Here is an 18,230-nt window from a genome sequence, read left to right as displayed (position 1 = left end):
CTTTATAAAATTTGACGGCTTAAATATAAGCGCCATCCTTGTTTCTAAATGGGAAAACTTACAGCTTTGACATTTGGACTCAATTAAGTCCTTTGAAACATGAATTCATAACGAAATTCCCGTTCCTTCTATGAGCTGCTCCAGCTTGCGCTTTACTCGTTGTAGTGCATTATCAATCGATTTTACGTGCCGCTTTAAATCAACTGACATTTCCTGATACGTTTTACCGTCTAAATAAAGTCGAAGTACTTTTTTCTCCAATTCACTTAGTAATTCGGATAATTTCATTTCCATGTCGCCATATTTTTCTTGATTAATTAACAGTTCTTGTGGATCAATCGACTTCGAACCAGCAATCACATCCAATAAGGTGCGATCTGTCTCTTCATCATAAATAGGCTTGTCCAAAGAAACATAAGAGTTTAAAGGAATATGTTTCTGTCTTGTCGCTGTCTTAATTGCAGTTATAATTTGTCTTGTTACACATAACTCGGCAAACGCCTTAAACGATGACAACTTTTCTCCATCATAATCACGGATAGCTTTATATAAGCCGATCATTCCCTCTTGCACAATATCCTCTTTATCAGCACCAATTAAGAAGTAGGTGCGCGCTTTCGCACGTACAAAATTCCGATACTTATGTATTAAATAATCCAAGGCACGGCTATTCCCTTGATGAATAAGCTGCACAATCCCCTCATCATCCAGCCTGTTTAATTGCTTATCGCTAATCTCCTGTTTGAGATTCACCAAGATGACCCTCCCCCCGACTTACACCGCACTCAATTTAAAGCTTATTATACAGGAAGCGCTTTAAAGTCGTCAACACTGGAAGGAGTGGTATTCGCCTAAATTTATATAAAATTTACAATTTTCCCCTTCTCCATTTTTCGAATTTTCTTAACGTCTCTTCATCTAACGTGAGTTTTGTATGTACTTTTTGCTTGTGATGGTCCTTAATCGTTGTATCTATTTCCTTTTTTATATTTTTTATTTCCATGCTTAATTCACGGGCTGATTTGCGCAGTGCGCCACTTGCAAAAATAGTGCGCTGCTCTGCATAGTCCGAAGTAGCAACATATACTTGAGTTCGGATATCTTTAATTTGCTTGACTAATTTTTCAATGCATTCATCCGCTGTTTCTTTTTCCTTTGTAAAGATAATTTCTACGTTATAGGCCTTCATTTTACTTGCTATGCCCCGTACATAGTAAGCATCGAATACAATAATAACGCGATGTCCTGAAAATGCTTGATATTCAGCCATTAATTCAATTAAACGATCTCTAGCCTGTCCAATATCACTATCTTTTAACTTTTGGAGTTCTTCCCATGCTCCTATCATGTTGTAGCCATCCACTATCAAAACAACCATACACTATTCACCATAAGGGTATCTTTTACGATAGACCTCGTATAATAGTAAACTACAGGCAACAGAAGCGTTAAGGGAAGACACCTTTCCTTTCATAGGCAAACGAACCGTCCAATCGCATTTTTTTCGAACTAATCGACTCATTCCTTTTCCTTCATTACCAATAACAATAGCGAGCGGTAAAGTTCCCTCCAACTGTCGATAATCCTCTTTTGCATTTGCCTCAGTTCCTACCACCCATATATGTCGTTCCTTTAACTCATCAATCGTATTAGCAATATTTGTGACTCTAGCAACCGGAACATGTTCGAGTGCTCCTGCCGCCGTTTTAGCTACAGTTGCAGTTAAGCCAACGGAACGCCGCTTTGGAATAATAACACCATGAGCCCCTACCGCGTCTGCAGTACGTAAAATCGACCCTAAATTATGCGGATCCTCCAATTCGTCTAAAATAAGCAAGAAAGGTGCTTCATCCTTTTGCTCTGCTCGTTGAAATAGCTCGTCCAAAGAAGCATAGTCATATGGTGCTACATAAGCGACAACACCTTGATGATTGCCACCCGTCAGCTGATCTATTTTTTGCTTTGGAACTTTCTGAACAACCGTTCCGGCCTTTTTACCTAACTGATAAATCTTTGCTTGAGCGTTTGCGTTTAAATGCTCGGATACGAATACTTTATTTACAGATCTACCTGACTTTAATGCTTCAATGACTGGGTTTTTCCCGATAATTAGTTCCTTCTCCATGCTCATGCTCACTCCTTTCTGTTTGCTCCACTGCCTCTTGTAAAAGCTGGATTAGTCGATTCTCGTTTTTTTGTAAATAATGATAACCAATCAACGCTTCAAACGCAGTACTATAACGATACATTTGTACATTTAGATTTTTGGGAATCGATCCGGATTTTGCATTCCGACCTCTAGTAACTATCCTTTCTTCTTCTTTCGTTAGTGTTCCCGATTTCAGCCAGTGCAACACAACAGCTGCCTGAGCTTTTCCTGATACATATTTAATAGCTCTTTGATGCAGCTGCTGCGGCTTTACTTGACCATGTTTTAGAAGATACTTCCTTACATACAATTCATAAACAGCATCTCCCATGTAAGCGAGAGCAAGGCTTTTCATTTGTTTTACATCAACATCCATTTCTATCCTCTTTTCCATCTAACCCCTTGAGGTGTATCTTCTAAAATTATATTTTTAGCTTTTAGCATATCTCTAATTTCATCGGCACGCCCGAAATCGCGATTTTTTCTTGCTTCATTTCGTTCTTCAATTAATTTCTCAATTTCCTCATCAAGCAAGTCCGTTTCTATTTTTAACTCAATCCCAAGGATATTTAAAAGTGAACGAATGGTGTCTTGAAAATCCTCAATCACCTGACTGCAAGTTTGTTTCATTTGTACATAAACGTTGGCTTCCCTTGCAACCTCAAACAGAACAGAAATAGCATTTGCTGTATGAAAATCATCGTCCATTTCCGCTTCAAATTGATCTCGCCATGTAGCCAGTTTTTCCAGCCATTCCTCTTTATGATCTACTAAATCAAGGCTAGACGTTTTCCGGTGCTCCAAATTAAAATAGGCTGTTTTTATTCGATCTAAGCTATTTTCTGCGCTTTCTAGTAATTCTTCCGTAAAGTTAATCGGATGACGATAATGAACACTTAACATAAAAAAGCGAATAACTTGAGGATCATATTTATTGATTAAATCTCTTGCAAGCAAATAATTGCCTAGTGACTTTGACATTTTTTCATTATTAATATTAATATAACCATTATGCATCCAGTAATTTGCAAATGTTTTTCCTGTGAGTGCTTCTGATTGAGCAATCTCATTCTCATGATGAGGAAAGGCAAGATCTTGTCCCCCTGCATGAATATCAATCGTTTCTCCTAAATATTTTTTAACCATAGCAGAGCACTCAATATGCCAGCCGGGACGACCTTTCCCCCATGGAGAATCCCAGGAAATTTCTCCTTCTTTTGCTTGCTTCCATAACGCAAAATCCAATGGATCTGTTTTCTTTTCACCTACTTGTATTCTTGCACCTGAATGTAATTCATCAATGGATTGATGCGATAACTTCCCATATCCAGTAAATTCTCTCGGTTTAAAATAAACATCTCCGTCAGCTTCATAGGCATATCCTTTTTCAATTAGGGCTTGAATGAAGGCAATGATATCATCCATCGCTTCCGTCACTCGCGGATTATGCGTTGCTGTCTTTACACCTAGAGCTCCTACATCCTCTAAATAAGCTGAAATAAATTGATCTGCTATCTCAGGCACTTCTTTTCCAAGTTCCTTAGCAACTTTAATTATTTTATCATCTACATCTGTAAAATTAAGCACATAGTCAACTTCATAACCTTTATATTCTAAATAACGTCTTACCGTATCAAAGACAATTGCAGGTCGTGCATTACCAATATGAATATAGTTGTATACAGTTGGTCCGCAAACATACATACTTACCTTTCCCGGCTGTAAAGGCGTAAATACTTCTTTTTTACGTGTAATCGTATTATAGATTTTTATAGACATCGTATCTATTCCCTTCTTTCCCTTTGACTATTTCTTTTAATTCAGCTATTTCCGCCCTTAATTCATCAATCTCTTGTTGTAAATGCTCACAACGATTTGCAACTGGATCAGGTAGTTTATGATGGTCGAGGTCTTTTCTAATTTTTTCCCCTCGTTGCCTCACTACCTTTCCAGGAACCCCTACTACGGTTGCGTGATCCGGTACATCCTTCAGCACAACAGACCCAGCCCCAATCTTAGCGCTTTCGCCAATGGTTATAGAACCAAGAACCTTTGCACCTGTAGCAATGAGTGCATTGTCTTTTACAGTGGGATGTCTTTTTCCTTTTTCTTTCCCTGTACCACCTAAAGTGACACCTTGAAATATGGTGACATTATCACCAATTTCGCAAGTTTCACCAATGACAACTCCCATTCCATGATCAATAAATAAACGACGACCGATAATTGCACCAGGATGAATTTCGATCCCTGTTAAAAAACGATTTAGCTGAGAGATTGCACGTGCAATAAAAAACATTCTCCGCCTATAAAACATATGAGCAACTCGGTGCCACCAAACGGCATGTAGTCCTGAATAGGTTAAGAAAACTTCAAAATAGGAGCGAGCAGCCGGATCTTGTTCAAACACCACATCCATATCTTCCTTCATTCTTTTCCATATTCCCACTTGATTAACCTCCTTCTCTTTATGGTAAAAAACAAAAAAGTGAACCTTTTATAGATGCAGGATAGACGTTAACTTATTCCTTGTTAGTATGACAGGCAGTCTGCTATTACATCTATACTTATACAAACAACTTCAACGTTAATATTTACTTTTACGAAAATGTTAAAAAGGGTTATTAAGGCCATTATAATGGTACAACAACTGTACCTAGAATGTATAAAATCATTGTAGCTGCTGGCGTTGAGATAACGCAGCGGAAAATTTAATGTTACATATAAAACAATTACATGGTATAGCAAATATTATTTATTGGTTTTTTCCAGCCCCCCTGTTTCTAAGGCCTGGCAAGCCTTCCACTCGATGAAACAAAGCCCTTAATTCCTTAGCTTGATAATCCTTTTTAGCCGTTTTCACATAGAACAAAAGCTAGAAATGCCTGGTGGCGGCATCCAAACTGGAGAGCTTCCGACAAGATCAGGGAAACATGCCTCTAAAACAGGGGTATGCCGACGCCTTAGCGGCAAGCCCGCTTTTAGCAGGCCTTCCTTTAGATTCGAGCCGATGTTGACTTATCGCAGGAAGAAATGTGAAGTTTGCTACAACTTGAGCGTTTAAAGCTAGACAATACTACGTTTCAAAAAATTAACCACCATGTAGAAATAGATATTATTTTCCTAGACAAGAACGTAAACAACTGGTCAGCCCGACAAGTGCAAAGCTGGATTACGACAATAAACAAATTTTATAAATTCCTAAAAAAATAAAAACAAGCGCCTCTGTATATTTGATTCAGAGACGCTTGTTTCGCGCGGTTCCACTCTGTTTGAAGGAGATGGTCTCCTTCCAACTTCATGCTTATAACGGTAAGTACCGCCGTTATGTACTCATTTCCATAACGGACTCCGAGGAGCACTTCAAAAGCAATGCTTAAAATCACTTCCAGCCAAGGCGATTCTCTCTGTATAAGCGATTTGCTTCTTACTTTCCCTCATCAACGCTCTTTTATTTGTGTAGTAATACTATATTACATTTTTTATAAGTTGTGAATCATTAAGCCTCAAGCTTTTTTAAAATGGTATCCAACCGGTTAATCACAAGATCTTTACCAAGTAGTTCGATAGACGCTGGCAGCTCAGGACCATGCGTTTGACCAGTAGTAGCTACACGAATTGGCATAAACAATTTTTTACCACGGTGACCCGTCTCTTTTTGCGTTGCTTTGATTTGAGCCTTAATCTTATCCTGAGAAAAATCATCCAAATGAATCAACTTATCTGTAAATACTTGTAATACTTCTGGAACTTGTTCTCCTTGCAACACTTCCCAGGCAGCATCATCTAAAGAAAGATCTTTGGTAAAAAACAAGTCGGTTAATTCTACAATCTCTGCTCCATATCGTAATTGATTTTTGTACAAAGCAATGATCTTCTCTGCCCAAGTTCTAGTCTGAGCATCCATATCTTCAGGTAATTTCCCTGCTTTTACTAAATGCGGCATTGCCAAATCAATCACTTTTGATAGATCAGCTGCTTTAATATATTCATTATTCATCCATTTTAATTTGTGGCGGTCAAATATCGCCGCTGAGGTTGATAAACGATTTGGATCAAATATGTCAATTAATGTTTCCTTATCAAAAATCTCTTCTTCCCCAACTGGGGACCACCCTAATAATGTAATAAAATTAAACAGCGCCTCTGGTAAGTATCCTAAGTCATGATATTGTTCAATAAATTGGATAATATGTTGATCACGCTTACTCAATTTCTTCCGTTCTTCATTAAGAATTAAAGTCATATGGCCAAATTTAGGCGGTTCCCAGCCAAATGCTTCATAGATCATCATTTGTTTCGGAGTGTTTGAAATATGCTCCTCTCCACGCAAAACATGCGAAATATCCATTAAATGGTCATCAATTGCTACAGCAAAATTATACGTTGGAATCCCATTTTTTTTCACGATAACCCAGTCACCAAAATCACTAGATTCAAATGTAATATTGTCTCGAACTAGGTCATTAAAGATATACGTCTTATTTTCAGGAACCCGAAAACGAATACTAGGTAAACGTCCTTCCCGTTCAAATGCAGCTATTTGCTCCTGGGTTAAATCCCGATGTGCACCAGAATACTTTGGAACTTGTCCTTTTGCACGCTGTTGTTCTCTTTCTGCTTCCAGCTCTTCTTCAGTCATATAACATTTATATGCTAATCCTCTTTCCAAGAGGTCATCCACATATTTTTTGTAAATATCAAGCCGTTCCATTTGGCGATACGGGCCGTAATCACCGCCGATATCTGCTCCTTCGTCCCATTCAATACCTAACCACTTTAAAAATTTAAGCTGGCTTTCTTCACCTCCAGCAACATTTCGTTTTTCATCTGTGTCCTCTATACGAATAATCATTTTTCCAGAAAAATGTTTTGCAAATAAATAATTAAATAATGCTGTACGCGCGTTTCCAATATGCAAATGGCCGGTTGGGCTTGGTGCATAGCGTACTCGAACCTGATTTGTCATGGTTCTTCCCCTTTCTGTTATAAAGTAAGACTTTCCACCACGGAGAATTCTCTCTATCTTCATGGTAGTTAGTAAAATGCAGCTTACTCCTCATCTGCCTGTGCTAAAGTCTGGAGGAAGTATGACTGCTAGTTCATGTAAATGCTAATAAATATATCAGACTAAAAGTATGCACGGAATCTGAGACTACTCGTAATCGCTTTTACGAACATTTACAAAGAAATGGTTACGATGGCTTCCCTAATCTAATCTTACAAGCATAAGTAAGTCTGAAATGATGTTGCGATCTTAGCCAACCTTAGGTCGATTAACTCCTTTTACACTATACAAATTATACTTTCCTTTATAGTATAACAAAAGTGATAACAATTGATGTTATCACTTTGTCTATCCTCTATAAGTTATACCCCTTTTAAAGGGCTTTTTCAAGTAATTTTGGTTTAGCAAATATCATTCGTCCGGCTGATGTTTGTAGCACACTTGTTATTAGAACTTCAATTGTCTTTCCGATATAGTCTCGGCCTTCTTCTACAACAATCATTGTACCATCATCAAGATATGCGATACCTTGGTTATGTTCTTTCCCATCTTTAATAACGTGCACAACTAATTCTTCGCCTGGTAATACAACTGGTTTAACTGCATTTGCCAAATCATTAATATTTAAAACGGACACACCTTGCAAATCGCATACTTTATTTAAGTTAAAGTCATTGGTTACAACAATTCCATCAATTACTTTTGCTAGCTTAATTAATTTACTATCTACTTCATGAATCTCTTCAAAATCACCTTCATAGATTTCCACCTTTACTGGTAATTCCTTTTGAATACGATTTAACACATCAAGACCTCTACGACCACGATTCCGTTTTAATACATCGGAAGAATCCGCAATATGTTGCAATTCGCTAAGTACAAATTGTGGAATAATAATCGTTCCTTCTAAAAAGTTTGTCTGGCAAATATCAGCAATCCGACCATCAATGATAACACTAGTATCCAAAATCTTTGCTTTTGGCTGAGCTGGTGATGCGTTATCAGCTTCAGGAGCCTTACGTTTTTCCCGTTTATTGAGAGCTAAAATATTTACAAATTCTTCTCTCCGACGAAATCCGACCTGAAATCCTAAATATCCTAATAAGATTGTGCTAAATAGTGGGAGAACTTGTGAAACTAGCTTAATATTAATATCTCTTAAAGGAATGGTAATTAAATAGGAAATTACCAGACCTCCCATCAGCCCTAATGTTCCAGCAAATAAATCACCCGCAGGTAAACGAATTAACGCTTCTTCAATCCACTTTAAAAACCCTACAATATAATCGACAAACCAATATGAAATGAGAAAGAAAATAATAGCACCTGTTATCATACCCACATAAGGGGATAATATCCAGTTGACATCGGCAATATTTAAAAGTGCTAAAATAACCGGAACATACAAATAACCGATGGTGCCTCCTAAAATAATAAAAAATAGATGAACAATCTTTTTCATCAGCAATGCCACCTCCTAACTTATATTATTGCCTAGGATGAAAAAAAATAATCCTTAAAAAGTAATAAAGTGAAATACCTTCCATATACCGCTCTCTTTATTACTGTAAAAAATTTGGTAATAGGTTATATTATCATATAATAGCAGTGAAAATTATAGATTATCTTATCTACTTACTCCGATTTGCAACGCTTCTTGCACAGAATCCACACCGATGACTTCAATTTGATCGGGGATTGTCCAACCACCTAAATTATTTTGTGGGCAAATTACTCGTTTAAAGCCAAGCTTTGCCGCTTCCTGAATACGTTGTTCAATTCTCGATACCCTTCTAATTTCACCAGTTAAGCCTACTTCTCCAATAAAAATATCTTCTGGCTTGGTAGGTTGATCCCTAAAGCTAGAAGCAATACTAACAGCAATGGCTAAATCAATGGCTGGCTCATCTAACTTCACTCCACCAGCAACCTTAATATATGCATCCTGATTTTGCAGCATTAATCCTACACGTTTTTCAAGCACTGCCATCAACAATGAAACGCGGTTATGATCAACTCCCGTGGCCATTCTACGTGGGTTTCCAAATGCCGAAGGGGTTATTAACGCTTGAATCTCAACAAGAACTGGCCTCGTTCCTTCCATTGACGCAACAACAGTCGAACCTGATGCACCTTGCGAACGCTCTTCCAAAAATATTTCGGAAGGATTTAAAACTTCACGCAAACCTTCTTCCTTCATTTCAAAAATTCCCATTTCATTCGTACTGCCAAATCTATTTTTTACCCCGCGTAAGATACGATACGTATGGTGACGTTCACCTTCAAAATAAAGCACTGCATCTACCATATGCTCTAACAGCCTAGGACCTGCGATAGCCCCCTCTTTCGTAACATGTCCCACAATAAAGATTGGGATTCCGTTCGTTTTGGCAATTCTCATTAACTCTGCTGTACATTCCCGTACTTGAGAAACACTACCTGGAGCACTAGAAACCTCTTCACGAAAGATGGTTTGGATCGAGTCAATGACAACAAAAGATGGCTTAACTGCCTCAATTGTATTCGTGATGTCTAACAGATTTGTTTCTGCTAAGACATATAAGGAATCGGCTATCACTCCTAAACGATCAGCCCGCAACTTTGTTTGCCTAGTTGATTCCTCACCCGAAATGTATAATACCGACAATTGCTTATCTGCTAATTGCGAAGATATCTGTAATAATAATGTGGATTTACCAATCCCAGGATCGCCACCTATCAATACGAGCGAACCAGGAACAATTCCACCACCAAGTACACGATTGAATTCTTTCATTGCAGTTGTTATTCTTGGTTCTTTTTGAGCTTTGATAGCTGTTATTTTTTCAGGTCTACCAACAGATCTTTTTCCCGTTTGAAACGCATGGCTCTGTCTCCCACCTGTAATTTCAACTTCCTCAACGAATGTATTCCAATTATTGCAGCCAGGACATTTTCCCATCCATTTTGCTGACTCATAGCCACATTCCTGACAAACAAATTTCGTTTTTCGCTTTGCCAACTTATTCACTACCCCTTCATTTATCTATTATATACGATTTTGGCAATCATTAGGTTACAGGTTCCTATCAATTTAGCTACGAAATTCCATAGTCCTGCCACAATTTCTCAGAAGATACTGTTGTATTTATGCGTTTTTAACAGGATTGCAACCAGGAAACAAAGAATAATTTTAACATCTAGTAAAGGCTGATTTCTGTTTTAAAAAGGTGAAAATTACCAATAATTTAAAGATGATTTGGATGAGCGGAATTTTTTAGTTACATACTCGAGAAACACATTTAAAACTTTTTGCCATTTTTTTGACTACTTCTTTTCTCTAATTGAATTAAGTTTAACATATTTTAGTATAGAAAAAATGTTTCAACATACCCAGGAGTTTTTACTTATCCGTCATATTGGATAACCGCCATTCTCCAGCTCTTGATTTTCTAAGCAATGTGTAATTAACTTTCTTTATACTATAGGAAAGTATAAAATTTTAGGGTTTATAGTCATAAGAAAAGCTACAGCTTTCGCTAAGGACTTGGCGACAAGCTAAGTTTTTCTAATGTTCTTTATTGGAAAGCGTGAAGCACTATAGAATTCTCTATATTATAATGTTTGTTCAAAAAGAGCCACGAAGTTTGAGGCAATGTCATTGAGCGAAGCCTACATTTAGCAACAGGAACTCCAAAAGCAAGCAAACAAAAACAAAGGCGCTCCGGTAGCGATGAAATCCGATGTCTTCACGTGTAACTTCATTCAAGGAGTGCTTTTCTCCTTGAAAAACCACTATGTGTCACTGTCGAAGTTTTTTTGTTCTTGAAAAAGAAGAACGCTTTTTCTACGTACGATGCATCGCTGTCATAGCCTTTCAGTTCCATGTCCTATCGATGCGAACAAATCGAGAGTTTAGGAGCCACTTCTCTCATAAAGAACGGAAGATAATAAGCAAATTTTATAGATGAGGAAAATACGACCCCTTATATTCGAGATAAAGTAAACATGCCTCTAAAACAAGGGTAAGCCGAGATTAGGCGGCAAGCAGGCTTTTAGTCGGCCTTCCTTTAGGTTCGAATCAATGTCGATTAGCGTAGGAAAAGAATTGAATTTTGCTAGTCCTCGAGCATTAGTAAACGACGAAACTACAAAAAAAGTTATCCACCATGGAAAAAACGGATATTATTTCCTAGGCAATAAAGAAAATTTGACTAGCACTAATTCTTTTGATAAGAAATTCGCCTAGTTAACAAATACTTAAGCTCTAAGAAATTTACGGCATTGATACAGCTTAAATTTTGATTCTAACCCATCAAGAAATTCGTTATATCATTTTTGACCGCCTTTTTGATCATCCTCTTTATCTAGGGGGAGTTTTTATTTCCATCCGATATTTGTTTGAAGGCTTCTTAGTAAAAGGAAAATGAAGGCTATTTTATACGGATAAAACGCCTTCCACAAAACCTTGCGGAAGGCTATATAAGAGTCTTGGTGTAGCTACTTCCGTTTATTCCGAATATAAAATGGGGTAAGTTTTCCACTAGAAGTCTAAATGGGAGATAACGGTTCTCCTAAAGGCCAATTCATTCGGATGGATAGGACAGAGTTACTACGGCAGCAATACACCGCGGTTTTTCAAGGATAAGGAAGTTTGAACAACGACACATTGCACGCAAAAAAGCGCTTTTTCAAGGAAGTCAGTTTTTATCTTTTGTTCTACTCCTATCAGCAGGAGGTAAAGGAAAAGTCCTACTGATAGAAGTTTCACTTTATTAATCTATTGGTTATAAAGGTTATTTAAGAATAATAAATGCCCCTTTATTATTCAAGCCTATCTTCACTTTTTGTCCTTTAGCAATAGTTCCCTTCAAAAGCTCCTCTGATAATAAATCTTCTATATTCTTTTGAATGGAACGACGAAGCGGCCTTGCACCATATTCAGGATCAAATCCTTTGTTAGCAATTTTTTCAATTGCTTTATCAGTTAGCGAAAATTCAATCCCTTGTTCTTTCAGACGACGCTGTAACTGCTCAATCATGAGTATAACAATGCTCTTCATATGCTTTTTCTCTAAGGAATGGAACACAATGGTTTCGTCAATACGGTTTAAAAATTCTGGGCGAAAGGCTTTTTTCAATTCATCCATGACTTTTGCCTTCATATCCTTATATTCTTGGTTTTCGTCTCCAATATTAAAGCCAACGTATTTATTTCGCCTCAATTCACTAGCTCCAACGTTTGATGTCATGATCAACACAGTGTTTCGAAAGTCTACTACACGGCCCTTTGAATCAGTTAATCGTCCATCTTCAAGTACTTGTAATAAAATGTTAAATACTTCTGGATGTGCCTTTTCAATTTCATCTAACAATACAACGGAATACGGCTTTCTACGTACTTTTTCTGTCAACTGACCGCCCTCTTCATAACCAACATAGCCAGGAGGAGAACCAACCAAGCGAGAGGTTGCGTGTTTTTCCATATACTCAGACATATCAATTCGAATCATCGCATCCTCATCTGCAAACATTGCCTCAGCCAATGCTCTGGCTAATTCTGTTTTTCCAACCCCTGTTGGCCCTAAAAAAATAAATGAGCCAATTGGTCGCTTCGGATCTTTTAAACCTGCTCGAGCTCTTCGAATAGCCTTAGCGATTGCATTTACGGCCTCTTCTTGACCAATTACACGATTATGAAGGATTTTTTCTAGATTTAATAAGCGGTCACTTTCATCTTTCGTCAATTTAGAAACAGGTACTCCGGTCCATATGGATACAACGCTTGCTATATCCTCAATTGTGACCTCTGAGTCCATTTGGCCTTGTTTTTCCTTCCATTTTTGCTTCGTTTCCTCTACTTCCTCACGAAGCCGCTGTTCTGAATCACGAAGTGAAGCAGCTTTTTCAAATTCTTGGCTTTGTACAGCAGCATCTTTTTCCTTGCGAACCTCTTCCAGCTTCTGTTCTAGCTCTTTTAGATTTGGCGGAACCGTATAAGAACGCAAACGCACTTTGGAGCCAGCTTCATCAATGAGATCAATTGCTTTATCAGGAAGGAAGCGATCCGTAATATAGCGATCAGATAGGTTTACTGCAGCATGAATAGCTTCATCGGTAATCGTCACACGATGATGCGCTTCGTAACGATCACGCAAGCCTTTTAAAATTTGTACTGTTTCTTCTAAAGTAGGTTCATCTACTTGAATGGGCTGGAACCTACGCTCAAGAGCAGCATCCTTTTCAATATATTTACGATATTCATCTAACGTTGTTGCACCAATACATTGCAATTCACCACGGGCAAGCGAAGGCTTTAATATATTGGAAGCATCAATTGCTCCTTCTGCCCCGCCAGCACCGATTAAAGTATGAAGCTCATCTATAAATAGAATGATATTACCAGCTTGGCGAATTTCTTCCATTACCTTTTTTAAACGATCCTCAAATTCTCCTCGATACTTGGTACCTGCAACTACAGTACCCATATCAAGTGTCATCACTCGTTTATCCCGTAACGTTTCCGGAACCTCGTTGTTAACAATTTGTTGTGCAAGCCCTTCTGCAACAGCTGTTTTACCAACCCCAGGCTCACCAATTAAAACCGGATTATTTTTTGTACGTCGACTTAACACTTGAATGACACGTTCAATTTCCTTGCTACGTCCAATAACTGGATCAATATTCCCCTCTTTTGCACTAACGGTAAGATCACGAGCAAGGGAATCAAGTGTTGGTGTATTAGCATTTGATTGCTGTCCACGACCTTGACGATTTGCTTGCGACTCATTGCTCCCTAACAACTGCAGTACTTGTTGTCTCGCCTTGTTAAGGCTAACCCCTAAATTATTTAAAACTCTAGCAGCAACACCTTCTCCTTCACGGATGAGACCAAGAAGAATATGCTCCGTGCCTACATAAGAGTGTCCGAGCTTTCTTGCTTCATCTTGACAAAGCTCTACTACTTTTTTGGCCCGCGGCGTATAATGGATTGTTTGCATCGGTTGCTTTCCAATACCGATTAATTTCTCTACTTCCTGCTGTATTTTGGAAACTTCCAAACCTAGGGATTGCAATGCTTTAGCAGCAATACCCTCTCCCTCACGAACAAGGGCTAAAAGAATATGCTCCGTTCCAATATTGTTATGACCCAGTCGAACAGCCTCTTCCTGAGCTAATGCAAATACTTTTTGCGCTCTTTCTGTAAAACGTCCTGACATCATATAAAAATTACCTCCTTAGCTATTGCTCCAATTGTAAGCGTTGGCGAATAAGTGATGCTCGTAATTGGTCACGTTCATTTGCATTTAAAGTTTTTTTAGCATATTGTTGTAAAAAACCTGGCTGTGTCAATATCATTAATTCATTTAATATATTTCGTGAAATATTTTTTATTAACCCTAAGTCAATTCCTAGACGAACATTGGATAAGCAGCTAGCGGCCTCTTGAGACTCGATGATTCGAGCATATTCTAAAACACCGTATGAACGATAAATACGATCTTCTAATTGAACTCCTGATTGTTTTATTAACTGTTCTCTTGCATAACGCTCATACTCAATTAATTGCTTTACCACACTTTGTAAATCGGCTACAATATCCGCTTCAGGTTTTCCTAACGTTATTTGATTGGATATTTGGAAAATATTACCCTGCGCTTCACTACCTTCACCGTAAATGCCCCTTACTACAAGACCTAACTGGTTAATAGCTGGAAGCATGCGATTAATTTGTTTCGTTACTACTAGTGCTGGTAAATGCATCATAACTGACGCCCGCATCCCTGTACCTACATTTGTAGGACAACTTGTTAAATATCCTCGCTTTTCATCAAATGCATAATTAATTTTTTCTTCCAGCCAATTATCTATTTCAAAAGCCTGTTGCAACGCTTCAGATAGCTGAAAACCCGGAACATATAATTGTAAGCGTATATGGTCTTCTTCATTTATCATTAGGGACACTTGTTCATTTTCTGATATTAGTGCTGCAGCAGACTCAGAATGTTTGGCCAGTAACGGGCTTATCAAATGCTTTTCGACTAGAACACGTTTCTCTATCACGGTTAAATCACGAATGGATAGAAATGCAAAATTCTTGTATGCTCCGAAAGATTTACCTTCATATTTTTCTTTAAAAAAACTACGAATTTCCTCTAGTTGACTTGGATCGGCTGCAATGGGATAAGGGACATTTGCAAAGTTACGCGCAAGCCGGATTCTACTGCTTAATACGATATCACTATCGGGGCCTTCTTTTCGCATCCAGGGGCTAATTGCTTCGTTCATAAAGTGTTGCAGCGTCATGCTTGGTCACCTGCCTCTGAATCATCCTGTTGACTTAATTCACGTATTTGATCTCTTACTTTTGCCGCCTCTTCAAATTCCTCATTCTCTACTAGTTTCTTTAAATGTGCTTTTAAGTCCTCCAGTTGTTTCTTTTTATGCAAATATCCTCCTTGACGTTTTGGTATTTTCCCATTATGCTTCACATTACCTGCATGTACCCTTCGAAAAATAGGATCTAACCTGTCATTAAAAGTTTCATAACAAACAGCACAACCAAATTTACCAACTTGTTTAAATTGCGAAAATGTCATTTCACATTTAGGACATTGTAAATCGTGTATTTGTTGATAGGTTTTCCCTTGAGGTTTAGTTAAGCCTGAGGTATCAAAATTAAAGAGTCCGGAAAGTAAATTATGCAAGGAATGTCCTTCTTCGGGGTAACTCATGTAGCCCATTTCCTTTGCACACACTTTGCAAACATGAACCTCCATTTTTTGTCCTTGAATAACTTGTGTAAAATGAACTGTCGCGGGCCGCTCATGGCATTCTTGACATTCCATTTATACCCCCCCTTACTTATTTAGGTACTTGAGTGTCGTTAACATTGATGTTAGTACACGAGCACGTACTTCATCTCTTAATGGTAACTTAAACGCCAACGTACTTCGCTTAATAGCACTTAACATAATTTTAGCTTCTCGTTCTGTGATCAGTTCTTCTTCTAATAATCGTTCTAATACACCTAATGCTTTTTGTTGTGAAACAGAAGGGTTAATCATTTCAATGATTTCATCAATCAGCTTTGACTCATCTTGATGAGTCACTCGGATAATTCGAATATAACCGCCACCGCCTCGCTTACTTTCTACTATATACCCTTTTTCCACTGTAAAACGAGTATTAATCACATAGTTAATTTGTGAGGGGACACATTTAAATTGGTCAGCAATTTCGCTTCTTTTTATTTCAATTACATTTTTCCCTTTTTGTTGAAGGATTTCTTTTAAATATCGCTCAATGATATCTGATATATTACTCATATGCCCACCCCCTTTTACTTCAGCCTCATCCTTTTGACTTTGACTATCTTTGACTATACTCCTATTATACGGAAATTTAATGAAGATGCAAATACATTGTATATGTTTATTTTAGACAAAAATCACGAATACGAAACCAAATATCAACAGACGAATATTTAAATACTATTTTTGCTTACCACAAAAGATGGGATTATTGCTCACTAATACAGGATAGATTAAAAAAGATGCCGATCAATCCTATGGAACTGAATATTGTCTTGTTACGCCTACCTGCAAAAACGAAACTTTATATCTATAGTTTTATACCTTTTTGAAAATCCTAAAAAAAAGATGCATAAAGTGAAACTTCTATCAGTAGGACTTTTCCTTCATCCCCTACAGATAAGTAGTAATAAAGGCTAAACCCGGGCATATCACTCTTGAAATGCACACCTTAAATGTGAAATAAATTTTTATTTACTTGAAAAAACCTACCAGTATACACGCTACTAGTAGGGGTAATTATGCAATTATGTTAGCTCTGTTACATTTTTTACATAATCGACATGAGCTATTTCGTCAAATAAAGAAATCCGATCCAATTCCGGATTAGTTTCCATAACGATAAAGATATTTCGCAAATTATTTTCTATTTTTGATACCTCAACTTTTTTTATAGCTATATTGAACTTATCAAATACTTTAACTACCTCATTTATCTGAACATCCGGTAGAGTAACAATTTGAATGACATTGGGAGCTTTTCCACGTCGAAATAAACGTTCAAAATTATTGAGAAATATAAGACTAAGTAAAATAATTACTGTTGTCAATACAGCAGCTGCGTACATTCCCGCACCAACAACTAATCCTAAACCTGCAACTGTCCATATGGAAGCGGCAGTAGTTAATCCTCTTATCGTTCCTCCATAAACAATAATTGTCCCAGCACCAAGAAAGCCGATTCCACTAATTACATAAGAAGGAATTCTGGCAGGGTCAAAACGAATATTATCATATTCCTCTAGAAACATTTCAAAACCAAATAATGATAACAGCATCATTAAACAAGAACCCACACCCATATGTGTTCGAAAACCTGCAGAGTGATTTTTCAATTCCCGTTCGAATCCAATTACTCCTGCTAGAACTAATGCTATCAAGAGACGTGTCAATATGATATAAAAGTTATCACCCAATAATTCGTGCACCATCTCTTTCAATGATCATCCCTCCTTATATTCCTACATTGGTCGAGTTAATAAGTTAAATTCATTCTACCTTAAAAATAGACAATTATATAGTATGAAAATTTCGTCTATACAAGTGTTTATTAAAAGGAGAAAATTGACCTAACTGAGGCCGATTAAAGTTACAAGATCCTGATTTATTTCACTACTTACATAGAGTGCTGTTATCATCATTATTTCCTTTTCACAACAACAAAAAACTGACCATTTTAAAAAAGGTCAGTTTTTCTTAGTATGCCTGGCGGCGTCCTACTCTTGCAGGGGCAAAGCCCCAACTACCATCGGCGCTGGAGAGCTTAACTTCTGTGTTCGGTATGGAAACAGGTGTGACCTCTCCGCTATTGCTACCAGACATGATGTTTATATTGTTCTAAAAAATAGGCACAAGCCTTATTATAATTGTTTTCGTAAAAAAAGCAAGTACTTTTTATCAAAAAATATGGATCATACCTTAAAAACTAAATAAGAGATCATTCAACGACTATCTTTCCATTAGATTTAGTTAAGTCCTCGATCGATTAGTATTCGTCAGC

The 18,230-nt window shown here is 37.5% G+C and carries 14 protein-coding genes, 1 rRNA gene and 1 other annotated feature; all 15 genes read right to left on the bottom strand.

What is annotated here, in order from left to right:
* Positions 1 to 105: 105 nt before the first annotated feature.
* Positions 106 to 756 carry an RNA polymerase sporulation sigma factor SigH gene (gene sigH / locus BN1066_RS08010; protein WP_077318962.1) on the bottom strand — a complete coding sequence of 217 codons (651 nt, stop codon included), beginning with the start codon at positions 754 to 756 and terminating at the stop codon, positions 106 to 108.
* A 112-nt stretch (positions 757 to 868) separates the two neighbouring features.
* Positions 869 to 1,378, bottom strand: a complete 510-nt coding sequence (locus BN1066_RS08005) for an NYN domain-containing protein (RefSeq protein WP_077318961.1) — start codon at positions 1,376 to 1,378, stop codon at positions 869 to 871.
* Between the two features lie 3 nt (positions 1,379 to 1,381).
* Positions 1,382 to 2,125: a 23S rRNA (guanosine(2251)-2'-O)-methyltransferase RlmB gene (gene rlmB / locus BN1066_RS08000; RefSeq protein ID WP_077318960.1), complete on the bottom strand. Its 744-nt coding sequence runs from the start codon at positions 2,123 to 2,125 to the stop codon at positions 1,382 to 1,384.
* Entirely contained in the window at positions 2,085 to 2,525 is a 441-nt protein-coding gene (locus tag BN1066_RS07995) for a Mini-ribonuclease 3 (protein ID WP_143695763.1), read from the bottom strand. Before BN1066_RS07995 ends, rlmB begins: the two co-directional genes overlap by 41 nt.
* Positions 2,526 to 2,527: 2 nt before the next feature.
* Positions 2,528 to 3,928: a cysteine--tRNA ligase gene (gene cysS, locus BN1066_RS07990; RefSeq protein WP_077318958.1), complete on the bottom strand. Its 1,401-nt coding sequence runs from the start codon at positions 3,926 to 3,928 to the stop codon at positions 2,528 to 2,530.
* Positions 3,909 to 4,580 (bottom strand): serine O-acetyltransferase, encoded by a 672-nt coding sequence (gene cysE / locus BN1066_RS07985; RefSeq protein ID WP_179104446.1) that lies wholly within the window; start codon positions 4,578 to 4,580, stop codon positions 3,909 to 3,911. The genes cysS and cysE overlap by 20 nt, the downstream gene beginning before the upstream one ends.
* Before the next feature lie 806 nt (positions 4,581 to 5,386).
* Positions 5,387 to 5,602, bottom strand: a binding site (T-box leader).
* A gap of 46 nt (positions 5,603 to 5,648) precedes the next feature.
* Positions 5,649 to 7,118, bottom strand: coding sequence for a glutamate--tRNA ligase (gltX, locus tag BN1066_RS07980; protein ID WP_077318957.1), 1,470 nt, complete (start codon positions 7,116 to 7,118; stop codon positions 5,649 to 5,651).
* A gap of 412 nt (positions 7,119 to 7,530) precedes the next feature.
* Positions 7,531 to 8,622: a PIN/TRAM domain-containing protein gene (locus tag BN1066_RS07975; RefSeq protein WP_077321413.1), complete on the bottom strand. Its 1,092-nt coding sequence runs from the start codon at positions 8,620 to 8,622 to the stop codon at positions 7,531 to 7,533.
* Positions 8,623 to 8,784: 162 nt separating this feature from the next.
* Positions 8,785 to 10,158 carry a DNA repair protein RadA gene (gene radA / locus BN1066_RS07970; RefSeq protein ID WP_077318956.1) on the bottom strand — a complete coding sequence of 458 codons (1,374 nt, stop codon included), beginning with the start codon at positions 10,156 to 10,158 and terminating at the stop codon, positions 8,785 to 8,787.
* A 1,774-nt stretch (positions 10,159 to 11,932) separates the two neighbouring features.
* The gene (clpC, locus tag BN1066_RS07965) at positions 11,933 to 14,359 is read right to left on the bottom strand and encodes an ATP-dependent protease ATP-binding subunit ClpC (protein WP_077318955.1); all 2,427 of its coding nucleotides are present in this window, start codon (positions 14,357 to 14,359) and stop codon (positions 11,933 to 11,935) included.
* Between the two features lie 19 nt (positions 14,360 to 14,378).
* The gene (mcsB, locus tag BN1066_RS07960) at positions 14,379 to 15,443 is read right to left on the bottom strand and encodes a protein-arginine kinase McsB (RefSeq protein WP_077318954.1); all 1,065 of its coding nucleotides are present in this window, start codon (positions 15,441 to 15,443) and stop codon (positions 14,379 to 14,381) included.
* Positions 15,440 to 15,985, bottom strand: coding sequence for a protein-arginine kinase activator protein McsA (gene mcsA, locus BN1066_RS07955; RefSeq protein WP_077318953.1), 546 nt, complete (start codon positions 15,983 to 15,985; stop codon positions 15,440 to 15,442). The genes mcsB and mcsA overlap by 4 nt, the downstream gene beginning before the upstream one ends.
* A gap of 12 nt (positions 15,986 to 15,997) precedes the next feature.
* Entirely contained in the window at positions 15,998 to 16,465 is a 468-nt protein-coding gene (locus BN1066_RS07950; RefSeq protein ID WP_077318952.1) for a CtsR family transcriptional regulator, read from the bottom strand.
* A gap of 512 nt (positions 16,466 to 16,977) precedes the next feature.
* Positions 16,978 to 17,661 carry an MgtC/SapB family protein gene (locus tag BN1066_RS07945; protein WP_077321412.1) on the bottom strand — a complete coding sequence of 228 codons (684 nt, stop codon included), beginning with the start codon at positions 17,659 to 17,661 and terminating at the stop codon, positions 16,978 to 16,980.
* Between the two features lie 272 nt (positions 17,662 to 17,933).
* Positions 17,934 to 18,049 (bottom strand): 5S ribosomal RNA (rrf, locus tag BN1066_RS07940).
* Positions 18,050 to 18,230: the final 181 nt, after the last annotated feature.

Origin of the sequence: Virgibacillus proomii, assembly GCF_900162615.1 — a bacterium.
In the GTDB taxonomy this organism is placed as follows: Bacteria; Bacillota; Bacilli; order Bacillales; family Amphibacillaceae; genus Virgibacillus; species Virgibacillus proomii.
The sequence above is the reverse complement of the archived record's forward strand: the minus strand, read 5'-3'. Positions and strand labels throughout refer to the sequence as shown.